Below are 21241 nucleotides of genomic sequence, written 5' to 3' on the forward strand. Positions count from 1 at the left end.
TTCCTTTTCCTTGTTCAGTGTCGCGCCGCTTAGCTACAGGATTCCCCGATGGCAGACCAGCGCGCCGAGGTCACATGGACCGAGGATCAGATACCCGTCTCGGATCGTTTCGACGACCCATATTACTCGCTGCAAAACGGGGTTGAAGAGACGCGCCATGTGTTCCTTGCGGGCAACGACCTGCCTGCGCGCTTTGCGCCCGGTTTTCACATTGCCGAACTGGGCTTTGGCACCGGGCTGAACATGCTCACCGCTTGGTCGGTATGGGAGCAGTCAGGTCACACGACCCCGCTGAGGTTCACAAGCTTCGAAGCGTATCCGATGGAGCTCGAGGACATGCGGCGGGCCTTGGCGGTATTTCCCGAATTGACGCCCTGGGCGGATCGATTTCTTGCACAATGGGCGGGGGGTGGATGCCAGTTGGAAACGCTGGACCTGACCGTTGTCGTAGGCGATGCGCGTCAGACCTTGTGCGACTGGCAGGACAAGGCGGATGCGTGGTTTCTGGATGGCTTCTCGCCCGCCAAAAACCCCGAGCTTTGGGGCGCAGACCTGATGCAGCAGGTTGCCGACCACACGGCCAATGGCGGCACCACCGCAACCTACACCGCTGCCGGATTCGTGCGGCGGGGACTTGAGGACGCCGGTTTCGACGTGACCCGAACCCCCGGCTATGGCCGCAAACGCCACATGACACGGGCGGTCAAAGCATGACGCAGCAAAACAACGTCCGTGCAGGCATTGCCCTGATGATCGGTGCCACCATCGTCTTTGCTTTGCAGGACGGAATCTCGCGCCATCTGGCCGGGACATACAACACCTATATGGTTGTGATGATCCGCTATTGGTTCTTTGCGGCCTTCGTTATCACTCTGGCCGCGCGGTCACCGGGCGGGCTGGGCGCGGCCACACGAACCAGTCAACTTGGATTGCAGATCTTTCGCGGCATCCTGCTGGCAGGCGAGATTTGCGTCGCCGTGTTCAGCTTCACCGTTCTGGGCCTGATCGACAGTATGGCGGTCTTCATCTGCTATCCGCTGCTTGTCGCGGCCCTCAGCGGCCCTGTGTTGGGCGAAAAGGTGGGTTGGCGCAGATGGGCGGCGATTGGTGTTGGCTGCATCGGGGTCCTGATCATCCTGCAACCGGGCGTCGGAGTGTTTAACCCCTGGGCCATCATCCCGCTGATCTCGGCCCTGATGTTTGCCCTGTATGGCCTTCTGACGCGCTATGCCGCGCGCCGCGACAGCACGGCCACCAGCTTTTACTGGACCGGCGTGTCCGGCGCGGTCGCAATGACGCTTGTCGGTATGTGGTTCTGGGAACCCATGGCCCCGCGCGACTGGGGTTGGATGGCGGTGCTGTGCGTCAGCGGCGCGCTTGGGCACTGGCTGCTGATCAAGTGTTACGAAATGGCCGAGGCCAGCGCGGTTCAACCCTTCGCCTATTTCCACCTCGTCTGGAGCGCGATCCTGGGCATCTCGATCTTTGGTGAGGTGCTGCGCCCCGAAGTTGTCGTCGGGGCCGCCTTTGTCGTCGCCGCAGGCCTGTTCACCCTATGGCGCGAACGCCGCCAGAGTTGACCCGGTCAGTTCTTGCGAGAACGGGATCGGCAGGGCCGGTTTACCCAGCCGCGCCCGATAGACCGGCAGGCTTTCGGCCACACGCATCACATAGTTGCGGGTTTCGCTGAAGGGTATCGTCTCGATCCAGTCGACCACATCCACCTGCCCCCGGCGCGGGTCGCCATAGCGCTGCATCCACGAAATGGGCCGTCTAGGCCCGGCGTTATAGCCTGCCGCCATCATGACCACATTGCCGTTGAAATCCGCTGCCAGCCCGGACAGGTAATTGGCCCCCAGCTTGGCGTTATATTGCCAGTCCGAGGTCAACCGACCCGTCTGATGCCCGCTGAGTATCCCCAATTCCTGCGCCACCAGTTTCGCCGTGGCCGGCATCACCTGCATCAGACCCCGCGCGCCCGCACCGCTGATCACAACCGGATCAAACTCGCTTTCGCGGCGGGCAATGGCCAGCGTCATTTCCTTGGCCATGGGCAGGCCCATATCGGCGACGGGATGGACCGGGTAATAAGCCGCTGGCAGAACCGTCCCGGTGGTGGCCGCCCGCTTGGCGATCATCACCGCCAGATGCGGTTCGTTCAACTCAATCGCCAGATCGCCAAGCTGATTGGCCTGAACCGGGTCGAGGCCTTCGACCAGATGGGTCAAAAACCGTTCCGACAGATTGTCCTCGCCCGCTTTCAACAGCAGCAACCCCGCCTCCAGAACGCTGGAATCGGCGAACCCCGCCTGCCGCCAATGCGGTGCACGGCGGGGGGTGGCCAGTTCAGGATCAAACGGACGCCCGATCTGTTCAGCCGCCAGCAGCCCGTAGAATGAGGTCTGATTGTCGGCCCCGACCGCATAGGCCTCATAGGCTTTCTCGGCATTGCCCTGCGCGGCATAGGCGCGGCCCAGCCAATACCCTCCACGCCCTTTCGAGATTGGGGACTGCACGGCGGTCGAGAAATTCTGGAAATGGCGCACGGCAGTTGCCGGGTCGTCCAGCCTGCGCAGGGCCAGAAACCCGGCCAGCCATTCCAGATCGGCATAGGCATAGCCCATCTCAGGCGTCATATGGTGGTTGGCGGCGATCTGATAGGCCCGCGCGGCGCTGCCCTGCCTCATCTCCAGCCGCGCCAGTCTGCGCCGCCCTTCGGCCCATTTGTCCGGCTCACCCAGGGCTTCGGGGCTGGTCGATCGGGCCAGCATCAGATCGATGGCGCTGTCGTCCAGTTCCTTCCGGTCGCGCCAGACAAAACGATCAAAGGCAAGTCCCGGCGCGTCCGCGACCGTCTTTGGAACCGCCGCAACCTTGGCATCGACCCCCGGCGCGCGCTTTTGCAACGCGATACGAGCCTCGGCCAGTTTGCGGTCATCTGCGCCGACCAAGGGCAGCATCTGCGCCGCACTGACCAGATGACCGTCCCATAACACCCGGTCCAACCGTGCCGCATGATGAGGCTTCAACAGCTTGCCGAAATTCTCAAGGTAATCCTTCTGCAACCCGGACCCCATCGGCATCGTACGCCAGGCTGTGACGATATCGGCCTGCGCCTCGCCCTGTTGCCCCCTGGCCATCAGCGCCACGGCATAGTTCAGCGCGCCTTCTGCTGTTTGGGGCGGTGTGTCGGCATAGAACTTCAGCACCCGATCCGGGTCCGCGCCCGTAAAAGATGGCTCGCTTTTCCGGCGCAGCCAGGCGAGGCCTGGCCAATCCGGGCGGCGATCCAGAAACACCAGCACATCGCCGGAACTGCCAAACCCTTGCCGCAACCAGTGCCAGACAATGATATCGCGCGAAACAGACCCGCGTTGCCCGGACACACGCAGTGCCTCGTTCCAGTCCCCTTTGCGCATCTCGCTGAGCCCGGCACGCAGATCGGCGGCGGCATCTGCCTGCGCGGTCTGCGGTGACAGTGTGGAATACAGAATCACGGCCACCAACAGGCCCAGAACGCGTGTCATGCCTTGCATTTCCCAACCAACCAAGGATAGAGGCTGTGAGGATAAACCTTGCGCCGCCGGGATCAACTCACAAAGCCTAAATCGTGATGGCCCGCGATGTAAAAAACACGAAAACTGCACCCTAAGGAGCGTGTCATGTTCAAAGGCTCTATGCCAGCCCTCGTCACCCCGTTTACAAACGGCGAGTTGGACCTGGATACGCTCAAACATCTGGTCGAATGGCAGATCGAGTGCGGATCGACCGGGCTGGTGCCGGTGGGCACCACCGGGGAAAGCCCGACGCTCAGTCATGATGAGCATGAGACGGTTGTGGAAGAGGTCGTCAAAGCCTCGGCAGGCCGTGTTCCGGTCATCGCAGGCGCCGGATCGAACAACACGGTAGAGGCCGTGCGCTTTGTGCAATTTGCCAAGAAGGTCGGCGCGGACGCGGCTTTGGTCGTGACACCCTACTACAACAAGCCAACCCAGCGCGGCCTGATCGAACATTTCGCGACCCTGCACGAGTGTGCGGACATTCCGATCATCATCTACAACATCCCCGGCCGCTCGGTCATTGACATGTCGCCCGCCACCATGGGTGAGCTGGCCAAGTTGCCGCGTATCGTCGGCGTCAAAGACGCCACCGGCGATCTGGCGCGGGTCAGCCAGCAACGCGCCAGCTGCGGCGCCGAGTTTTGCCAGCTGTCGGGTGAGGATGCGACAGCGCTTGGCTTCAACGCCCATGGCGGTGTCGGCTGTATTTCGGTGACCGCCAACGTGGCTCCGAAACTCTGCGCCGAATTCCAGCAGGCCACCTTGTCGGGCAATTATGCGACAGCACTGGCCTATCAGGACCGCCTGATGCCACTGCACGAGGCGATCTTTATCGAACCCGGACTGGCCGGCGCAAAATACGCGCTCAGCAAGCTGGGCCGGTGCAGTGAAGAAGTTCGCTTGCCGCTGACCACGCTGGAAGACAGCACAAAAGCGGCCATTGACGCAGCCATGGCCCATGCCGGTCTGATCTGAGCCAAAACAAATCCAAGCAAAAAGGGCGGCCTCGATCCCCGAGCGCCGCCCTTTCTATTTCCGCCCGGATCCAAGCTTCATCTGGCCAGAAATATCTCGGGGGGTGAATTGAGCCGCAGGCTCAAGAGGGGGGCTGGCCCCCCTACCTATCGCTTGCCATAATAAAGCCCGACCACATGTTCGGCCTGCGCAAAAAACAACCAGCGCGACATGGCAACGCCCGCCAGATGAGAGGCCACAGCCAGCAGCGCAAACAGATGCTTCACGATGACGCCCTCGACCGGCAGGACGATCAAGAGAAGCGGCAGGACAAACCCCAGACCGAACGACATCACACGCAGCTTCTGCGCATGTTTGCGCCCCACCACATGCACGAACTCGCGCAGCAGGTAGTTGGTGCCGGTATGGGGTGGCTCAAAGGCCCGGACATCTCCGCGCGTGCCCAACCCGGTTGCGGTTCCAAGGCTTGTTCCGGACCGTGCAAAGGCGCTGTCGCCTTGCTGCCAGTACAGAATCTGGATCAGCGCCGCGATCAGAAGCAGCGGCCAGGCGATTGAGGTTTGCCCGGCCAGCAAGGCCCCACCGGCCAGGCTGAAACTCAGAAACATTGCGGGGGTCAGTTTCATGTTCCAGCGCGGGATGGTCTTGAGTTGGGTGTAAATCATCGACGTAGTGAACACTGTCGCCAGCGAGAACAGCGAGCCCAGCAGTCCAAGCAAGCCCCACCGCTGACCCAGAAATACCGCGCCAATCGCGTAAAGCCCCATGACGATCAGCGCGAGAACGGCACACCAGCCTTCACGGCTGAGCCAGCTGGAACGCCATTGGGTGAAGGCCTTCCAAGCCCGTTCCGGGTGGCCAAGGTGAAAGGTCGAGGCCATCAGCCCGCCGACGGCCAGTGCATAGGCGATGGCAAAGAAGACAAAGGCCACCACGCCCGAGACGTCAGGCAGGCCGAGTCCCAGAAAGAACAACAGACCAAAGCCCAGACCGGACAGGGTGGTAAAGATAATGACGGATGGTGCGGGATGCATCAGCTTGTCCCTCCGGGCAATTTGTCGAGGGCTTTGTCGAGCCAGCCCATGAAACCTTTGGGTTCTTCGGCCACGGGGGCCAGAAGCGGGGCCAGAATATCGATCTGATCCTCGACTGTATCCTTGGGCCGTGGCGGCAGGTATTTGTTGACGGGTTTGGTGCCCATCTCGGGCATCAGGTCCATGCCGTCACGCTCGGCCACCAGTTTGCTGACATCGCTGTCGGGATCGCCGAGATCACCGAAATGGCGGGCTCCGGCCGGGCAAGTGCGCACGCAGGAAGGCACGCGGTCCACCTCGGGCAGGTTTTCATTGTAGATCCGGTCGACGCAGAGGGTGCATTTCTTCATCACACCTTCGGCCATGTCCAGTTCGCGTGCGCCATAGGGGCAGGACCAAGCGCACAGGCCACAACCGATACAGTCGCTTTCGTTGACCAGAACGATCCCATCCTCGACCCGCTTGTAGCTGGCCCCGGTGGGGCAGACGGTGACGCAGGGGGCGTCTTCGCAATGCAGGCAGGATTTGGGGAAGTGAATCAGTTGGGCATGACCTTCGGCGGGTTGCACCTCGTATGAATGCACGCGGTTCAGGAAGGTGCCTGACGGGTTTGCGCCATAAGCGTCCTGATCAGACAGGGGCGCGCCGTAGTTTTCGGTGTTCCAGCCCTTGCAGGAAATCACGCAGGCGTGGCAGCCGACGCAGGTGTCCAGGTCGATGACCAGACCCATTTTGCGGTCAGTGGATTGAGGGAGCTGGGTCATGTCAGTGAACCTCTGCTTGTGAGGGTGGGGGAGGGGGCCAGCCCCCACTTGAGCCTGCGGCTCAATTCACCCCCGAGGTATTTTTGAACAGAAGAAGAATGGAGTTGGGTCATTTTCCAACCTTCCATGCAATATCCTTCGGGCCAGTGCCGACGGGTGACTTGATTGCGTCAAATTCAGGCTGGCTTTCGGTATCTGGCGGCGGGCTGGCCTTTTCGATTTTCACCTTCAAGTCGAACCAGGCGGCCTGACCTGTCACCGGGTCGGAATTGGCCCATCGCATGCCATCGCCTTTTGCCGGCAGCAACTCGTGGATCAGGTGGTTCAGCAGGAAGCCCTTGGTCGCCTCAGGCGCGTCTTCTTGCAGGGCCCAGGCACCTTTGCGTTTGCCGATGGCGTTCCATGTCCAGACGGTGTTTTCGTTCAGCGCCGCCATTTCCATAACCGGCACGGTGATCTCGCCATGCGGAGAGCTGACCTTGGCCCAGTCGCCGTCCTTCAGCCCGTGTTCGCGCATCAGTTTGGTCGGCACATAAAGCGGGTTGCGCCCGTGCAACTGCCGCAGCCACGCGTTCTGGGTGCCCCAGCTGTGATACATCGCCATCGGTCGCTGGGTCAGGGCGTTGACGGTGAAGCCCTCGTTGCCCTGCTGGTCGGTTTCGTACCAGATCGGCAGCGGGTCCATCTTGTCTTTGATGCGCTGGCGCAGATGTTCGGGCGGCTGTCGGTCGCCGTGACCTTCGGCAGCAAGCTGGAACTTGCGCATGGGTTCCGAGTAGAGTTGGAACAGATAGGGTTGCGGGCTGTCGTAGAGGCCCATGCCCACGGCCCAGTCCTGATAGGCCGTGTTCCAAGGTTTGTAGTAATCGGCACCTTCGGGGATGTGGGCCACATAAAAGCCGCCATTTTCGATATAGCGGTTCAGTTGTTCCGGATTGACCTCGCCGCGCCCTTCCTTGTCGCCGTTTTCACCGCGGAATCCGGCCAGCGGGCCGATATTCGGGCGGCGTTCATGGTTGACGATATAGTCGGCATAATCCTTCCACTTGGCGCTGCCATCCTCGTTGGTGAAGCCGGGCAGGTTCATGCGGTTGGCAAGCTCTATCAGCACCGACTGGAAGCCGCGCACGTCGCGGTCCGGTTCGATCACCGGCCAGCGGATCGCGTCGGCGGCGGCGTCGGCCTCGCAGATCGGGCGGTCCAGCAGTGAGATACAGTCGTGCCGTTCCAGATAGGTGGTATCCGGCAGGATCAGGTCGGCATAGGCCACCATCTCGGACGAATAGGCATCCGAGTAGATGATGTTCGGAATGACGTAATTGCCGTCATCATCCTTGGCGGTCAGCATCTCCATCACGCCCTTGGTGTTCATGGACGAGTTCCATGACATATTCGCCATATACATGAACAGCGTATCGATCTTGTAAGGATCGCCCGCAGCGGCGTTCGAGATCACCATATGCATCAGCCCGTGGGCCGACATCGGGTTTTCCCAGGTGAAGGCCTTGTCGATGCGAATGGGGTTGTCGTTGTCATCCAGCAGCAGATCGTCGGGGCCGCGCGGGAAGCCCAGATGCGGCCCGTTCAGCGGGCGGCCGGGACGGCGGTCGCCATGGGGGGTCGGGTGCGCCTCGACCGGTTTCGGATAGGGCGGTTTGAAGCGGAAGCCGCCGGGAACCTCGACCGTGCCCAACAGGATTTGCAGCACATGCAGCGCACGACAGGTCTGGAAGCCGTTGGCATGGGCCGAAATCCCGCGCATCGAGTGGAAGCTGACCGGGCGACCGATGATTTTCGAATGGGTTTCACCCCGGAAATCGGTCCATTCATGGTCCAGCTCGATCGCCTCGTCAAAGGCGACGCGGGCGATTTCGGCGGCGATGGCGCGGATGCGGCTGGCCGGGATGCCACAGCGCTCGGCCACGGCCTCGGGGGCGTGATCGTCGGACAGGTATTTTTCGGCCATCAGGTGGAAAACAGGCCGGTGGGTCACGCCATCCTTTTCGTAGGTGGCCGACAGGTCGGGGCGGACGCCCGGTTTGTCAAAGGCTGTTGGTTCGCCCGTTGCCCGGTCGATCACCAGCGGTTTGCCGTCGGCATCGCGCAGGAACAGGCCTTTTTCTGGCCCTTCTGCGGCATTTACCAGAACCGGAGCATTGGTATAGCGGCTGAGGTAATCGAGATCGATCTTGCCCGCCTTCATCAGCACGTGGATCAGCGACAGAATGAACAGCCCATCGGTGCCCGGTGTGATCCCGACCCAGTCATCCGCCACAGCGTTATAGCCCGAGCGGATCGGGTTCACGCCGATTACCCGTGCGCCACGTTTCTTGATCTTGCCGATGCCCATCTTGATTGGGTTGCTGTCATGGTCTTCGGCCACGCCGAACAGCATGAACAGCTTGGTATGGTCCCAATCGGGCTGGCCGAATTCCCAAAACGCGCCGCCCATCGTGTAGATACCGCCAGCAGCCATGTTGACCGAGCAGAACCCGCCATGGGCCGCATAGTTCGGGGTGCCGAAATTCTGCGCCCAGAATGAGGTGAAGCTCTGGCTCTGGTCGCGGCCCGTGAAAAAGGCCAGTTTCTGCGGCGCGGTTTCGTGCAGCTCGTTGAGCCAGCCAACGGCGGTGCTGATCGCCTCGTCCCACTCGATCTCGCGAAATTCGCCCGATCCGCGCGGGCCGACCCGGCGCAGCGGTTTGCGTAGGCGCGAGGGTGCGTTGACCTGCATGATCCCGGCACTGCCCTTGGCGCATAACACGCCCTTGTTGACCGGGTGATCGCGGTTGCCTTCGATATAGGCGACCTTGCCATCCTTCATATGCACATTGATGCCACAGCGACAGGCGCACATGTAACAGGTGGTCTTCCGCACCTCGTCCGAGACTTTGGGGCTGGTGTCGATAACGGGCTGGTTCATGTACGTCCCTTTTGCTGGTTATCAGACCCTCCTGGCATTCCGGTCAGGTCAAAGTCGTTGTGTCGCCCGGTTTTTGTCCGGGCTGGTTCTAGGTTTCAGGCTGTTGCGCCTGCACTGCCGTCACTGCGATCATGTGCAGCACATCGTCGGCAGAGCAACCCCGAGACAGGTCGTTTGCCGGTTTCGCCAGGCCTTGCAGCACCGGCCCGATGGCCTCGGCCCCGCCGATGCGCTGCGCGATCTTGTAGCCCAGATTGCCGGCATCGAGGTTGGGGAAGACAAATACATTCGCCTGCCCCTCCAGAGGGGAATCCTTGGCCTTTTTGCTGGCCACTTCGGGCACATAGGCAGCGTCGAACTGCAACTCTCCGTCGATCAGAAGATGCGGGCTGGCGGCCTTGGCGATGCGGGTGGCTTCGACGACCTTTGACACGCGTGGGTGACTGGCGCTGCCGCTGGTCGAGAAGGACAGCATGGCAACGCGCGGCGCGTCTCCGGTCAGTACATGGTAGGACGCGGCTGACGCCTGTGCGATCTCGGCCAGTTCCCGTTCATCGGGATCAACGACCAGACCACAATCGGCAAAGAGATGAACGCCCTGAACCGCGTGGTGGTCGCGGTCATAGATCATTAGAAAGAAGCTGGACACCATATGAGCGTTCGGGGCCTTGCCGATGATCTGCAACGCCGCGCGCACCGTGTCCGAGGTGGTTTCAACCGCGCCCCCCACCGTGCCATCAGCCAGCCCGAGATGGACCAGCATCGCGGCATAGTTCAGGCGGCTTTTGATCAATTCCTGCGCCTTTTCGGGCGTCATGCCCTTGTGCTTGCGCAATTCATAATAGGCCGCGGCGAACCGGTCTGTATGGGGCGAGGTGGCCGGGTCGTGGATGTCGATCCCGTCAACATCTGCTCCGCCCATTTCCGACAGCAGAGCGGTCACTTTGGCCTGATCACCCACAAGGATGATGTCGGCGGCGTTTTCGGCACGCGCTTTCAGCGCACCTTCTACAACACGTGGATCATCGCCCTCGGCAAGGGCGATGATCTTTTTGGAACTGGTCGCAGCCCCAAGAATTTGACGCAGGGGCTTCACTGCGATCAGGCCTCGGCTTGCGGGGTCATGTCTGCGCCGTCGATGCCTGCAACAGCAACCGGCTTCTTCATCGCGTCACGGCGGAAGGGCTCACCCAATTCCTGGTTGATCATGGCTTCGATCAGGGTGGTGATGCCGTTCTTCTGATCCTCAATCGCCTGGTTCAGCGCTGCGGTCAGCTCGTCCTGAGTGCGTGCAACGACGCCTTTCAGACCACAGGCTTGCGCGATACCGGCATAAGAAACTTTGGTGTCCAGCTCGGTGCCGACGAAGTTGTCGTCAAACCACAGGGTCGAGTTCCGCTTTTCCGCACCCCACTGGTAGTTGCGGAAGACGATCTGAGTCACGGCGGGCCACTCTTCGCGGCCGATTGCGGTCAGTTCGTTCACTGCGATGCCAAATGCACCGTCACCGGCGAAGCCCACAACCGGAACGTCCGGCTGGCCGATTTTCGCGCCGACGATGGCGGGCAGGCCGTAACCGCAGGGACCGAACAGGCCGGGGGCCAGGTACTTACGGCCTTCTTCGAACGCGGGATACGCGTTGCCGATGGCGCAGTTGTTGCCGATATCGGACGAGATGATCGCCTCTTTCGGCAGGGCGGCCTGAATGGCGCGCCACGCCATGCGAGGGCTCATCCAGTCAGGCTTGGCTGCACGGGCACGCTCGTTCCAGGTGGTGCCCGGATCGTCATCCTCGTGGGTCATCGAGGTCAGTTCCTGCGCCCATGCGGATTTCTTCTGGGCGATGCGGTCCTTACGGGCCTGACGGCCTTCGTCACCGGCAGTGCCGCTCAGGCGGGACAGGATGCCGTTGGCGACTTTGGCCGCGTCACCGATGATGCCAACGCTGACGTCTTTGGTCAGGCCAATGCGGTCAGGGTTGATATCGACCTGAATGATCTTGGCGTTTGTCGGCCAGTAGTTGATGCCATAACCGGGCAGGGTCGAGAACGGGTTCAGACGGGTGCCGAGGGCCAGAACCACGTCAGCTTCGCTGATCAGCTCCATACCGGCTTTCGAGCCGTTATAGCCCAGAGGACCGGCAAACAGCGGGTGCGAGCCGGGGAAGGCGTCATTGTGCTGGTAGCCAACGCAAACCGGTGCGTCCAGACGCTCGGCCAGGGCTTTCGACGCTTCGATACCGCCGTCGGCCAGAACAACACCGGCACCGTTCAGAATGACAGGGTTCTTTGCGTTCGACAGCATTTCGGCCGCCGCAGCAACCGCATCTTCACCGCCCGAAGGACGTTCAAAATCGACGATCTTGGGCAGTTCGATGTCGATCACCTGGGTCCACATATCGCGCGGGATGTTCAGCTGCGCCGGGGCGCTGGCGCGCTTGGCGTTCATGATCACGCGGTTCAGAACCTCGGCCACGCGCGACGGGTCACGTACTTCTTCCTGATAGGCAACGCAGTCTGCGAACATGCGCATCTGCTCCATCTCCTGGAAGCCGCCCTGACCGATGGTCTTGTTGGCCGCCTGCGGAGTGACCAGCAGAACCGGGGTGTGGTTCCAGTAAGCGGTCTTTACGGCGGTCACGAAGTTGGTGATGCCGGGGCCGTTTTGCGCGATCATCATCGACATTTTGCCGGTGGCGCGGGTGTAACCGTCGGCCATCATACCGCCCGAACCCTCGTGGGCGCAGTCCCAGAACATGATCCCGGCTTTTGGGAACAGGTCCGAGATCGGCATCATCGCCGAGCCAATGATCCCGAACGCATGTTCGATCCCGTGCATTTGCAGAACCTTAACAAAGGCTTCTTCCGTGGTCATTTTCATCGGTGCGCTCTCCAATCATGAGTGAATTGGGCCGGGTGCATTGCCCAGCCTTTGATATGGTTTTGGCGCATGGGTGCAGTCGGCGTTAGGGCCAGACGGCAAAGCGGAATATATCCAGTCTGGACCTAACCAGCCCGGATTGAATCGGCAATTTGCTTGATGCCGGGGGCGATGCGTTCGGGCGCAATCGAGGAATAACCCAGTCGGTAGTAGTTCTTGGGGCGGTCTGCGCCCGAAAAGAAGGGCTCGCCCGGTTCGATATGCACGCCCTGATCCTGCAGCCTTCGGGCAAGCTGTGTGGTGTCGATATGCTCGGGGGCTTTCATCCAGATGGACGACCCGCCCAGCAGCCCGCGCCCGGCCACGCCCAGCTTATGAGTCTGCACGGCATCATCCAGCGCGGCCCGCCGTTTTGCCAGCGCGTTGGACATGCGCCTGATCTGGGCATCGTAATGCCCAAGCGACAGGAAATAGGCGGCTGTACGCTGCACATGCCCCGGCGGATGACGCAGCACCAGCGACCTTAGCGCGCGCGCTTCGCGGATAAAGGACTCGGACCCGACCATGTAGCCAAGCCGAAGCCCCGGAAACAGCGATTTCGAAAAGCTGCCGACATAGATCACGCGCCCATCGCGATCCATCGACTTCAGCGCCGGGGACGGCGCGCTCAGGTAGGCCATCTCGAACTCGTAATCATCCTCGACAATCATCGCGTTCAGGGCACGGGCGCGTTCCAGCAGTTCGGTGCGGCGGCTGACGGGCATGGTTGCGGTTGTCGGGCTTTGATGGCTGGGGGTGGTGAAAATCACATCGGTGCTTTCGGGCAGTGCCGCAGGTGGCAGCCCGTCGCTGTCCACGCGGATCGGCTCGATAGTGCAGCCCGAATGGGTCAGCAATTCCCGCAGCGCGTAATAGCACGGGTCTTCAATCGCAGCAGTGCGCCCGCGGTCCAGCAGGATGCGCGAGGCCAGCCACAGCGCATTCTGGGCCCCCAGCGTGATCAGAATCTCTTCGGGTCGGGCAGTGATGCCCCGGCGTGGCAGAGTGTGGCGGGCAATGAATTCGACCAGCAGCGGGTCGTCCTGATCGGCATAGTCGGCGGTCAGGGAATCAAAATCCTTGTGCCCCAGCGCCCGCACCGCGCAGAGCCGCCAGTTGGCGTGATCGAACAGTGTCCGGTCGGCCTGCCCGTAGATGAAAGGATAGCGATATGTGCGCCAGTCGCTGGGTTTGGCCAGCATGTCACCGCCGGAAAACCGGCGCGCCAGCGCATTGTCCCAGTCGACATTTTCCTGGCTGCGCTGAACCGGCGTGTATTTCGGCGGCACGGGCGCGTTCTCGGACACGTAATAGCCGGATCGCCCCTTTGCGGTCAGGTAGTCATTTGCCAGAAGCTCGGTATAGGCCAGCGTGACCGTGATCCGGCTGACACCCAGATGCGCCGCCAGTTTGCGGGATGAGGGCAGCTTTTCTCCCACGTGAAACCGCCCGGACAGGATGCCCTCGGCGATCATCTGCTGGATCTGCGCCTGCAGCGTGCCTTGCCCGTTGAGTTCCAGAAAGAAGGTGTCGATCGAGATTGCCATAGGCGCTTATAGATTGGACTTACTAGCGGGGCAATCTGGACTTACGGTTTTCCCGAAAATTTGCAGGGCGGATTGACGGGCGCAGGGAATCAACCTAAATAACTAGAAATCTAGTTTAATGGAGAGTTCAGATGTGGGAAACAGCTGCCGCAGGGTTTTCGGCCATGGGGTCCGAGGCGCGGTTGAAGGTTCTGAAAACGCTTGTTCGCGCCGGTGAGACCGGTCTGACAGTGGGCGAAATCCAGAACCGCACGGGAATCGCGCCATCGACTCTGGCGCATCACCTGCGGTTTCTGGCCGCTGGCGGTGTGGTCGAGCAGGAGAAAATCGGGCGCAGCACGATCAACCGCGCCTGCTTTGACGAGTTGCGAAATCTGGCGCAGTTCATTCTCAGCGAATGCTGCGCCGATGAAATGGGAAAGGCCGCGAACGATGGCTGAATTGACGCAAAATCCAAGGATCTCAACCAAAGCCGTGTTGGATCTGATCAAGACACCCTGGGCGCTGATTGTTGCGATTCTGGCGCTGGTGGCGCTGTTGGATCCGGGCAACTGGGTTGAGGTTGTGACCTTTGCAGCCAAGGCGCTGGCGCATACGGGCCAGTATATCTTGTTTGCCGTTTTGTTGCTGTCCTACCTCAAGGCCACGGGGGCCGAGGTCATGGTGGCGCGCGCGTTTGAGGGGCGTGAAACCCGGATGATCTTGCTGGCGGCCCTGTTTGGCGGGCTTGCGCCGTTCTGTTCCTGCGAGGTCATTCCTTTCATCGCGGGGCTGCTGGCGCTGGGCGCACCACTGTCCGCCGTGATGGCGTTCTGGCTCAGCTCACCGCTGATTGATCCGCCGACTTTGTTGATCACCGCAGGCGCGCTGGGCTGGCCCTTTGCTATTGGTAAGGCCGTAGCAGCCGTTGCGCTTGGCCTGTTCGGAGGGTTCGCCGTCCGCCTGCTGATGCGCAGCGGCGCATTTGCCCAGCCCTTGCGGGAATACAAGCCCGCCGGATGCTGTGGCTGTGGTCCCAAACTGGACGACAAGCCGGTCTGGAAGTTCTGGCAGGAACCCGAGCGCCGTCAACGATTCCGCTCTGAGTTCGTGCATAACGGCGTCTTCCTGCTGAAATGGCTGGCGCTGGCCTATGTTCTCGAAGCACTGCTGGTCAGCTATGTGCCCGCCGACCTGATTGCCCGCGTTGTGGGCGGCGAAGGCGTGCTGCCCATCGTGGTTGCGGCGCTGGTTGGGATGCCGGCCTACCTGAACTCTTACGTGGCACCGCCGCTTCTGGCCGGGCTGATGGAGCAGGGGATGACCGCAGGGGCCGCGATGTCATTCATGGTTGCCGGTGCGGTCAGTTCGATCCCGGCTATGGCGGCGGTCTGGTCGCTGGTGAAACCACGCGTATTCGCCACCTATCTTGGCCTTGGGGTCGGCGGGGCAATCGTCGCCGGGATCCTGTTCCAGATGATCTGAACGAAAAAACCGCCCGGCGCATGGTCCGGGCGGTTTTTTGTTGGGTGCGGCACAGATCAGCCGGGTTCGCAGAACTTGGGAAGTTTAAACCGGTATCTGGGCTCGCCGCTTTCCACGTAAACCCGTTTTTCGACACAGGCGCTGGTGCCAACCGTCTGGGACACCGGCGCTTCGGTCGAGGTGATCGACGCAGCCGTTCCGTCCGGCAACCGGACCGAGGCGATGACGCCGTTCTTCAGATCACCATTGATCGCGGTTGCGGACAGCACCGGTACGGTCATGAACGAGTGATGTTCGTGCTTGCCATCATCCCCCAGCAGGTAAAGACCGCTGACGATGATCACCATCACCACAGCCGCTGCCAGACCCAGCCCCCAGGTTTTCAGAAAGGCATAGATCGACACGGCGCGATGCGGGCCGAAAACTGCAGACAATACGCTCAGCATGAGGTTCCCTCAGGACAGTGTCCCGGTCGGATCGGACCGGGGCTGACACAGGATCAGGGGCGCAGATCATCCTCGTCTTCCTCATCCCCGCCGCCTTTGGGCAGGTTGAAGAAGCTGTCGGCGTCCACGATCGGATCACTGTCTTCTTTCTCGTCTTCCGGATCATCAGACAGCGAGAAGGTTTCGAGCCCTTCAATGGCCGTCGGAATCTTCGGAGCCGCGTCCATCTCAAGCGACTGCTCGGTCGAGACCAGCTTGCGGCGCTCATCATCGCTCATGACGCCGCCTTCGGCGGCTTTCTTCGCGGCGGCCTTCTGCACCACGGCGTCCAGTTCGGACTGTTTGCACAGGCCCAACGCAACCGGGTCGATGGGCTGCATGTTGGCAATGTTCCAATGGGTGCGTTCGCGGATCGACTGGATGGTCGGCTTGGTGGTGCCCACAAGCTTGGCAATCTGACCGTCGCTCAGTTCCGGGTGGAACTTGACCAGCCACAGGATCGAGTTCGGACGGTCCTGCCGTTTGGACAACGGAGTATAACGCGGGCCACGGCGCTTTTCCTCGCCAGCCGCAGACGGGTTGAACTTGAGCTTCAGCTTGTGCAGCGGGTTGTTCTGCGCGGCGTCGATCTCTTCCTGCGTCAGCTGGTTGTTGGCAATCGGGTCAAATCCCTTCACGCCAGCCGCCACATCGCCATCGGCGATGCCCTGCACTTCCAGCTCGTGCATTCCTACGAAATCCGCGATCTGCTTGAAGCTGATCGTGGTGTTGTCCACCAGCCATACGGCGGTAGCCTTGGCCATAAGCGGTTTTGCCATCAGCCCGTCTCCTATACATACATCTGTCCCGTCGCCGGAATTCGGCGGCCCCGAGGTCTTGGGGCAGGTTTCCGTTGTCGGGGAACTTGGCCCGTATATAGTCGCGCAACGGCCAGAAGGGAAGGGCCGAATGCGCCCGGCTGTTGGTTGGGCACAACGCCACCCGCTGCAAAGCCTGTCACGCCCCATCACGTCGCGGTGTGATCTTGTGTTCTGGGTCGTGAGGTTTTGGCTAATATTGATTTATTACAGTCTCTTAGTAAGGTTTCTGTCACGAGCGCCGCAATTTGACATGCCCCAGGGCCGGGATCATATGGCGGGACCACGCCAAACAGGTTCGTTCTGTTCAGCCAGGATTTCCAAATCGTCCCTGACCAACACTTAGGTGCCGCATAAGACTGCGCTCCGGTTGCGCGTGCCCGCATGTGATCCGGCTGGGTCCTTTGGAGATCACCTGAACAGGAACCCAAAAAGGATACCTCACATGACACGCACAAGCAGCCTGCTCAGCTTGCCGTTCTTCGTTCTGGCCACCGCTGGATTTGCTCAGGACAGCAGGTTTTCATCCGAAATCAGCGTCGAACTGGAAAGTGACCTTACCTTTGACGCCGACGATCCAGATACCGAGCTGACCGATACCTTCGCCACCATCGAAGGCGCGTTCGGCTATCAGTTCACCGACCGGTTCTCGCTACAATCCACGCTGGTGTTCGAGCCGGTCGAAGACGCCACCAATGACCGCTTTTTCGAAGATCAGGGCCTTTATGCAGAAGAGCTGTATTTCGGTTATGATTTCGGATCAGCCGCAGTTGCACTGGGTAAATTCAACCCCAGCTTCGGCTTTGCCTGGGATCTGGCACCGGGCGTCTTTGGCGTTGATTTTGCAGAAGATTACGAAATCACCGAACGGGTCGGTGCCTCGGTCAGCGTGCCCTTCTCGGGGCTGGGCGGAGAGCATGAACTGACGCTGGCAGCCTTCACCACGGATCGCACATTCCTCAGCAACTCTTTGTTCACCGAACGCGGGCAAACGCGCCTGGAGGATGGCGGCGTGTCCAACACCAGCGACATCGAATCCTTCACCCTGTCCCTGGCGGGTGAGATCGGCAACACGGCCTACACGCTGGCGGCGCAGGAACAGGCCGCCGGTGAAGGCGATCAGGCCGACCAGTCCGGCGTTGTTTTCGGGCTGGTTCATCTGCTGGACGCGGGCGGCACCGAGGTCGAGCTGTTGGGCGAGGTTGCCTATTTCGATGAATTCGACGGCAGCCCGGACTCGGCCACTTACGCAACGCTGGGCGCTGCGGTTCCGGTTGGCCCGGTTATTCTGTCCGGCGTTTTTGCGGTGCGCGATGTCGAGAATGCTCGGACAGATACGCTGGCAACCGTATCTGCCGAATGGCCGCTGGCCGATAATCTGGGTGTGTCGCTGGCCTATCGCTATGGCGATGAGGAGGGTGTGCAAACCCAGACACTGGGCGCGCTGCTGGCTTATGAATTCTGAACCCCCGTTGGCGTGCCGGACATTCGGCGCGCCGATTCTGTGGCCAGAATGGGCCTTGCCTTACGCACTGGTTTGACGGCTAAATTGGCCGATACCCAAGGCTCTACAGGCGCGATACCCCTCATGCAGTCATTTCTGACCTTTCTTGCAGCCGCATTGGCATTTGCCGCCACTGTGGCAACCCCCACAGTTCTGAGAGCAGATGGCGAACCTGCCGGAGAATTTGACTACTATGTCCTGTCGCTCAGCTGGTCGCCGAACTGGTGCGCCCGCGAAGGGGATGCGCGCGGGTCCGACCAATGCGATGCGCGGCATGATCACGGATGGATTCTGCATGGGCTCTGGCCGCAATTCCATCAGGGCTGGCCGTCTTATTGCCGCACGCCCGAGGCTCAGCCGTCCCGCTCCATGACCCGCGGGATGGAGGATATTCAGGGCAGCGCTGGTCTTGCATGGCACCAATGGAAGAAACACGGAACCTGCTCGGGCCTGTCCGCGCCTGCCTATTTCGCCCTGTCGCGAGAGGCTTATGACCGTGTTCAGCGGCCCGAAGTGTTCCGGAAGCTGGATGCAACGGTCAAACTGCCCGCGTCGGTGGTGGAAGAGGCGTTCTTGAAGGCCAATCCGGGGCTGGAACGCGACATGATCACGATCACCTGCAAGCAAGGCTATATCGAAGAGGTCCGCCTGTGCCTGTCCCGCGAACTGGACCCGGTGCCCTGCGGGCGGGATGTGATCCGGGACTGCACCGCCAAGGACGCGCTGTTCGATCCGGTACGTTAGAGCGTCTTGTTCTGACACTCCCGCGCGTATTCCAGCGCCTTCGCGGTACCTTTCAGATCAATTGCCATCGCGGTTTCGCCTGCGGGGTTATAGACAGTCATCGTCTTGTTCTGCGCAATCGCCGCGACAAAATCCCGGTCGGTGAAAAACACGGTCGCGCCGGGGACACGATCCTGTTTGAAGCCGATTGCGGTGGCATCAAAGCTTTTGCCGTCCAGCTCGAACCGGATCGGATAGCTTTGGCCGGGTTCAATCTCGCCCCAGGCCTTGTTGAACACGGTGAAATACCCGCGATTGTCCAGCGCGTCATAGCCCAGCCTGACGACTGAGAGGTCCTGATACACCGTCTGGATCAGACACCCGTTTCCAAGCGCGGGGTCCATCATGATGTTCCAGCCTTCGACAAAGCCTTTGTCGACGAGGTCTTGTGCGAGGGTAGAGGTGGCGGTGAAGGCGGCGAGGGTCAGGGCGAGAAGGCGGGTCATTATGTTTTATCCAGAATCAATTTTAGCTCAGTCAGAACTCTATTTGACACGCAAAGCTGAACAAAGATGTTATCTAATTGCTGTGCCGGATTATTGGATTGACCGAACCTAATTCGGATGTGAGTTTTTACTGAACGCCGGTTTTTTGCTCCGGCAAAAGCAGTTTGATCTTCAAAACAGGTATTACCGAATGCTAGCAAGCAGGTTTCTTTTTGTGCTTTGTACTTTTTCCGCAGCAGCCGTTTCGTCGGTCTCCGCAGATTCCAACGATTACAAAAAGTATTTTTTAGAACCCCATGAGTATTGCGAAACCTACGAATGCCGAAGGGGGCCATCTCTGCTTGACCACCTATCTGGGACCAAGAATGGCAGCCGTTTGAAAGTTCGGATCTTGCGGTTTGGGGAGCAGATGTCTGCTTTGGTTACTTCCTGACCAAAAGTGAAAGTGCTTGGAATGGCGGGACACCTGACGGCAAGGAAGGAGACCACCACGGGTTCTATCTTGTTTTAGGTGATTTCGCAGCTCGATTGCACGTTTTTGACTGGCCCTATGCAACTGAGGGCAGCCCATATGCGGGCTACGGTGTTTACAACTGCGAGAACACGAGTTGGCCCGAGCTGTTATTGGACGGGACACGCGTTGAAGAACTAAAGAAGTGGGCTGAGCACAAGTTGTCCGAAGCAAACGGGTGGGTCGGTAGTATTGACGGTTTTGAAGGGTCCCTAAAAGGTTCGTTCAGAAATGAAACGCTTGGTTTGACGTTAAGGATAGAAAACCTAGGCGGTATGAGGATCAGCTTTAGGGCGGATTATTTTGGACCACCAATCTTAATTGACGAAACGGGCGGCATGTATTGACGCTTGCCTCTCATGTCCGGTTACAACTCCTTCCGCGCCCTCAACGCTGCCGTAATCGTCCCGTCATCCAGATAGTCCAACTCGCCCCCAATCGGCACACCCTGCGCCAATGAGGTGAGGCGCACCTGCCCCTCAAACTGGTCCGCGATGTAGTGGGCGGTTGTCTGGCCATCGACCGTGGCATTCAGGGCCAGAATGACCTCGGTGATCCCCTCGGCCAGCACCCGGTCCTTGAGACGGGGAATGCGCAATTCGTCCGGCCCGACCCCGTCCAGCGCAGACAGCGTGCCGCCCAAAACGTGGTAGCGACCTTTGAAGACCCCGGCGCGTTCCATTGCCCAGAGGTCGGCAACGTCCTCGACCACGCACAGCTCTCCGGTCGCGCGGGCTTCGTCATTGCAGATGTCGCAGATGTCGGTGGTGCCCACATTGCCGCAATTCAGGCATTCGCGGGCGGTGACGGCGACCTGCTGCATGGCGTCCGAAAGGGGCGTCAGCAGCAGGGCGCGTTTGCGGATCAGGTGCAACACCGCGCGGCGGGCCGAACGGGGGCCGAGGCCGGGCAGCTTGGCCATCAGGTCGATCAGGTTGTCAATGTCGCTGTTCGAACTCACGGCCTGTCCTGTGTGACGCCGGAGGAAGCCTCCGGCGGGAGTATTTGGGAAAAGATGAAGATCAGAACGGCAGCTTGATATCTGCGGGCAGGCCCATGCTCTCGGTCAGTTTGGCCATTTCTGCCTGCGAACGCTCGGCCGCTTTGGTCTGTGCGTCCTTGATCGCGGCCAGGATCAGATCCTCGACCACTTCCTTGTCGTCGCCGTTGAAGATCGATGGGTCGATGTCCAGGCCTTTGAGTTCGCCTTTTGCGGTGGCGGTTGCCTTGACCAGACCTGCGCCGGACTCACCGACCACCATGATGGTGTTCAGTTCTTCCTGCATGTCGGTCATTTTGGTCTGCAAATCCTGCGCGGATTTCATCATCTTGGCCATATCGCCCAGACCGCCGAGTCCTTTGAGCATCCGAATTCTCCTGTATCTTTGCTTGATGCCTAAATACGGGCCGCGATGGCATGGCACAAGGGGTCAGAAATGCTCCCGCCCGTCGTCAAGGTCTTTGGCAAGACCTTTCCTTCCGTTGGGCCCGGCAGCGCGCGGGCCTTG

At 60.4% G+C, this 21241-nt stretch carries 19 protein-coding genes; 7 read left to right on the plus strand and 12 right to left on the minus strand.

Annotation, left to right across the window (positions count from 1 at the left end; all coding sequences use genetic code 11):
- The first annotated feature begins 48 nt into the window (after positions 1 to 48).
- A complete protein-coding gene (gene mnmC2 / locus ACR0MO_RS17330; RefSeq protein ID WP_170523951.1) occupies positions 49 to 714 on the plus strand; it encodes a tRNA (5-methylaminomethyl-2-thiouridine)(34)-methyltransferase MnmC2 in 666 nt (221 codons plus the stop codon).
- Complete coding sequence (locus tag ACR0MO_RS17335) at positions 711 to 1580, plus strand: DMT family transporter (protein WP_170523954.1); 870 nt, start codon at positions 711 to 713, stop codon at positions 1578 to 1580. The genes mnmC2 and ACR0MO_RS17335 overlap by 4 nt, the downstream gene beginning before the upstream one ends.
- Here ACR0MO_RS17335 and ACR0MO_RS17340 read toward each other — a convergent pair.
- On the minus strand, positions 1554 to 3527 hold the full coding sequence (locus ACR0MO_RS17340) for a lytic transglycosylase domain-containing protein (protein WP_480892498.1): 1974 nt from the start codon (positions 3525 to 3527) through the stop codon (positions 1554 to 1556). The two genes, ACR0MO_RS17335 and ACR0MO_RS17340, sit on opposite strands and share 27 nt — an antisense overlap.
- Positions 3528 to 3662: 135 nt before the next feature.
- On the opposite strand from ACR0MO_RS17340, the gene dapA reads away from it, so the two are divergent.
- Entirely contained in the window at positions 3663 to 4535 is an 873-nt protein-coding gene (gene dapA / locus ACR0MO_RS17345) for a 4-hydroxy-tetrahydrodipicolinate synthase (protein ID WP_170455146.1), read from the plus strand.
- Between the two features lie 146 nt (positions 4536 to 4681).
- On the opposite strand, the gene ACR0MO_RS17350 is transcribed toward dapA, so the two are convergent.
- From ACR0MO_RS17350 to pdxR, 6 genes are all read right to left on the minus strand, one after another.
- Complete coding sequence (locus ACR0MO_RS17350; RefSeq protein WP_170455143.1) at positions 4682 to 5569, minus strand: DmsC/YnfH family molybdoenzyme membrane anchor subunit; 888 nt, start codon at positions 5567 to 5569, stop codon at positions 4682 to 4684.
- Positions 5569 to 6333, minus strand: a complete 765-nt coding sequence (locus tag ACR0MO_RS17355) for a 4Fe-4S dicluster domain-containing protein (RefSeq protein WP_170455142.1) — start codon at positions 6331 to 6333, stop codon at positions 5569 to 5571. The genes ACR0MO_RS17350 and ACR0MO_RS17355 overlap by 1 nt, the downstream gene beginning before the upstream one ends.
- Positions 6334 to 6442: 109 nt before the next feature.
- Positions 6443 to 9256 (minus strand): molybdopterin oxidoreductase family protein, encoded by a 2814-nt coding sequence (locus ACR0MO_RS17360; RefSeq protein ID WP_170455141.1) that lies wholly within the window; start codon positions 9254 to 9256, stop codon positions 6443 to 6445.
- 88 nt (positions 9257 to 9344) lie between these two features.
- Positions 9345 to 10352, minus strand: a complete 1008-nt coding sequence (pta, locus tag ACR0MO_RS17365) for a phosphate acetyltransferase (RefSeq protein ID WP_480892502.1) — start codon at positions 10350 to 10352, stop codon at positions 9345 to 9347.
- 5 nt (positions 10353 to 10357) lie between these two features.
- Positions 10358 to 12136 (minus strand): sulfoacetaldehyde acetyltransferase, encoded by a 1779-nt coding sequence (gene xsc, locus ACR0MO_RS17370; RefSeq protein ID WP_170624552.1) that lies wholly within the window; start codon positions 12134 to 12136, stop codon positions 10358 to 10360.
- A gap of 125 nt (positions 12137 to 12261) precedes the next feature.
- Positions 12262 to 13722, minus strand: coding sequence for a MocR-like pyridoxine biosynthesis transcription factor PdxR (gene pdxR, locus ACR0MO_RS17375; protein ID WP_170523981.1), 1461 nt, complete (start codon positions 13720 to 13722; stop codon positions 12262 to 12264).
- A 131-nt stretch (positions 13723 to 13853) separates the two neighbouring features.
- Between pdxR and ACR0MO_RS17380 the strand changes: the two genes are divergently transcribed.
- Together ACR0MO_RS17380 and ACR0MO_RS17385 are read left to right on the plus strand one after the other, a co-directional pair.
- On the plus strand, positions 13854 to 14162 hold the full coding sequence (locus ACR0MO_RS17380; RefSeq protein ID WP_480892506.1) for an ArsR/SmtB family transcription factor: 309 nt from the start codon (positions 13854 to 13856) through the stop codon (positions 14160 to 14162).
- Positions 14155 to 15186 (plus strand): permease, encoded by a 1032-nt coding sequence (locus tag ACR0MO_RS17385; protein ID WP_480892509.1) that lies wholly within the window; start codon positions 14155 to 14157, stop codon positions 15184 to 15186. Before ACR0MO_RS17380 ends, ACR0MO_RS17385 begins: the two co-directional genes overlap by 8 nt.
- 56 nt (positions 15187 to 15242) lie before the next feature.
- On the opposite strand, the gene ACR0MO_RS17390 is transcribed toward ACR0MO_RS17385, so the two are convergent.
- Both ACR0MO_RS17390 and ACR0MO_RS17395 read right to left on the minus strand, forming a co-directional pair.
- The gene (locus tag ACR0MO_RS17390; RefSeq protein WP_170455129.1) at positions 15243 to 15632 is read right to left on the minus strand and encodes a hypothetical protein; all 390 of its coding nucleotides are present in this window, start codon (positions 15630 to 15632) and stop codon (positions 15243 to 15245) included.
- Positions 15633 to 15685: 53 nt separating this feature from the next.
- Positions 15686 to 16450, minus strand: a complete 765-nt coding sequence (locus ACR0MO_RS17395; protein WP_170455127.1) for a DUF1013 domain-containing protein — start codon at positions 16448 to 16450, stop codon at positions 15686 to 15688.
- A 484-nt stretch (positions 16451 to 16934) separates the two neighbouring features.
- Here ACR0MO_RS17395 and ACR0MO_RS17400 point away from each other — a divergent pair, with 484 nt between their 5' ends.
- Positions 16935 to 17954: a hypothetical protein gene (locus tag ACR0MO_RS17400; RefSeq protein WP_480892512.1), complete on the plus strand. Its 1020-nt coding sequence runs from the start codon at positions 16935 to 16937 to the stop codon at positions 17952 to 17954.
- Positions 17955 to 18077: 123 nt separating this feature from the next.
- Positions 18078 to 18737 (plus strand): ribonuclease T2, encoded by a 660-nt coding sequence (locus ACR0MO_RS17405; protein ID WP_170455123.1) that lies wholly within the window; start codon positions 18078 to 18080, stop codon positions 18735 to 18737.
- Here the strand turns inward: ACR0MO_RS17405 and ACR0MO_RS17410 are convergent.
- The 3 genes from ACR0MO_RS17410 to ACR0MO_RS17420 form a co-directional block, all read right to left on the minus strand.
- Positions 18734 to 19222, minus strand: a complete 489-nt coding sequence (locus tag ACR0MO_RS17410; protein ID WP_480892515.1) for a hypothetical protein — start codon at positions 19220 to 19222, stop codon at positions 18734 to 18736. The genes ACR0MO_RS17405 and ACR0MO_RS17410 overlap by 4 nt on opposite strands.
- An 878-nt stretch (positions 19223 to 20100) precedes the next feature.
- Positions 20101 to 20694 carry a recombination mediator RecR gene (gene recR / locus ACR0MO_RS17415; RefSeq protein WP_170455117.1) on the minus strand — a complete coding sequence of 198 codons (594 nt, stop codon included), beginning with the start codon at positions 20692 to 20694 and terminating at the stop codon, positions 20101 to 20103.
- A gap of 61 nt (positions 20695 to 20755) precedes the next feature.
- Positions 20756 to 21100, minus strand: a complete 345-nt coding sequence (locus ACR0MO_RS17420; RefSeq protein WP_039529126.1) for a YbaB/EbfC family nucleoid-associated protein — start codon at positions 21098 to 21100, stop codon at positions 20756 to 20758.
- Between the last annotated feature and the right edge of the window lie 141 nt (positions 21101 to 21241).

This window comes from Ruegeria sp. K5, assembly GCF_056531805.1.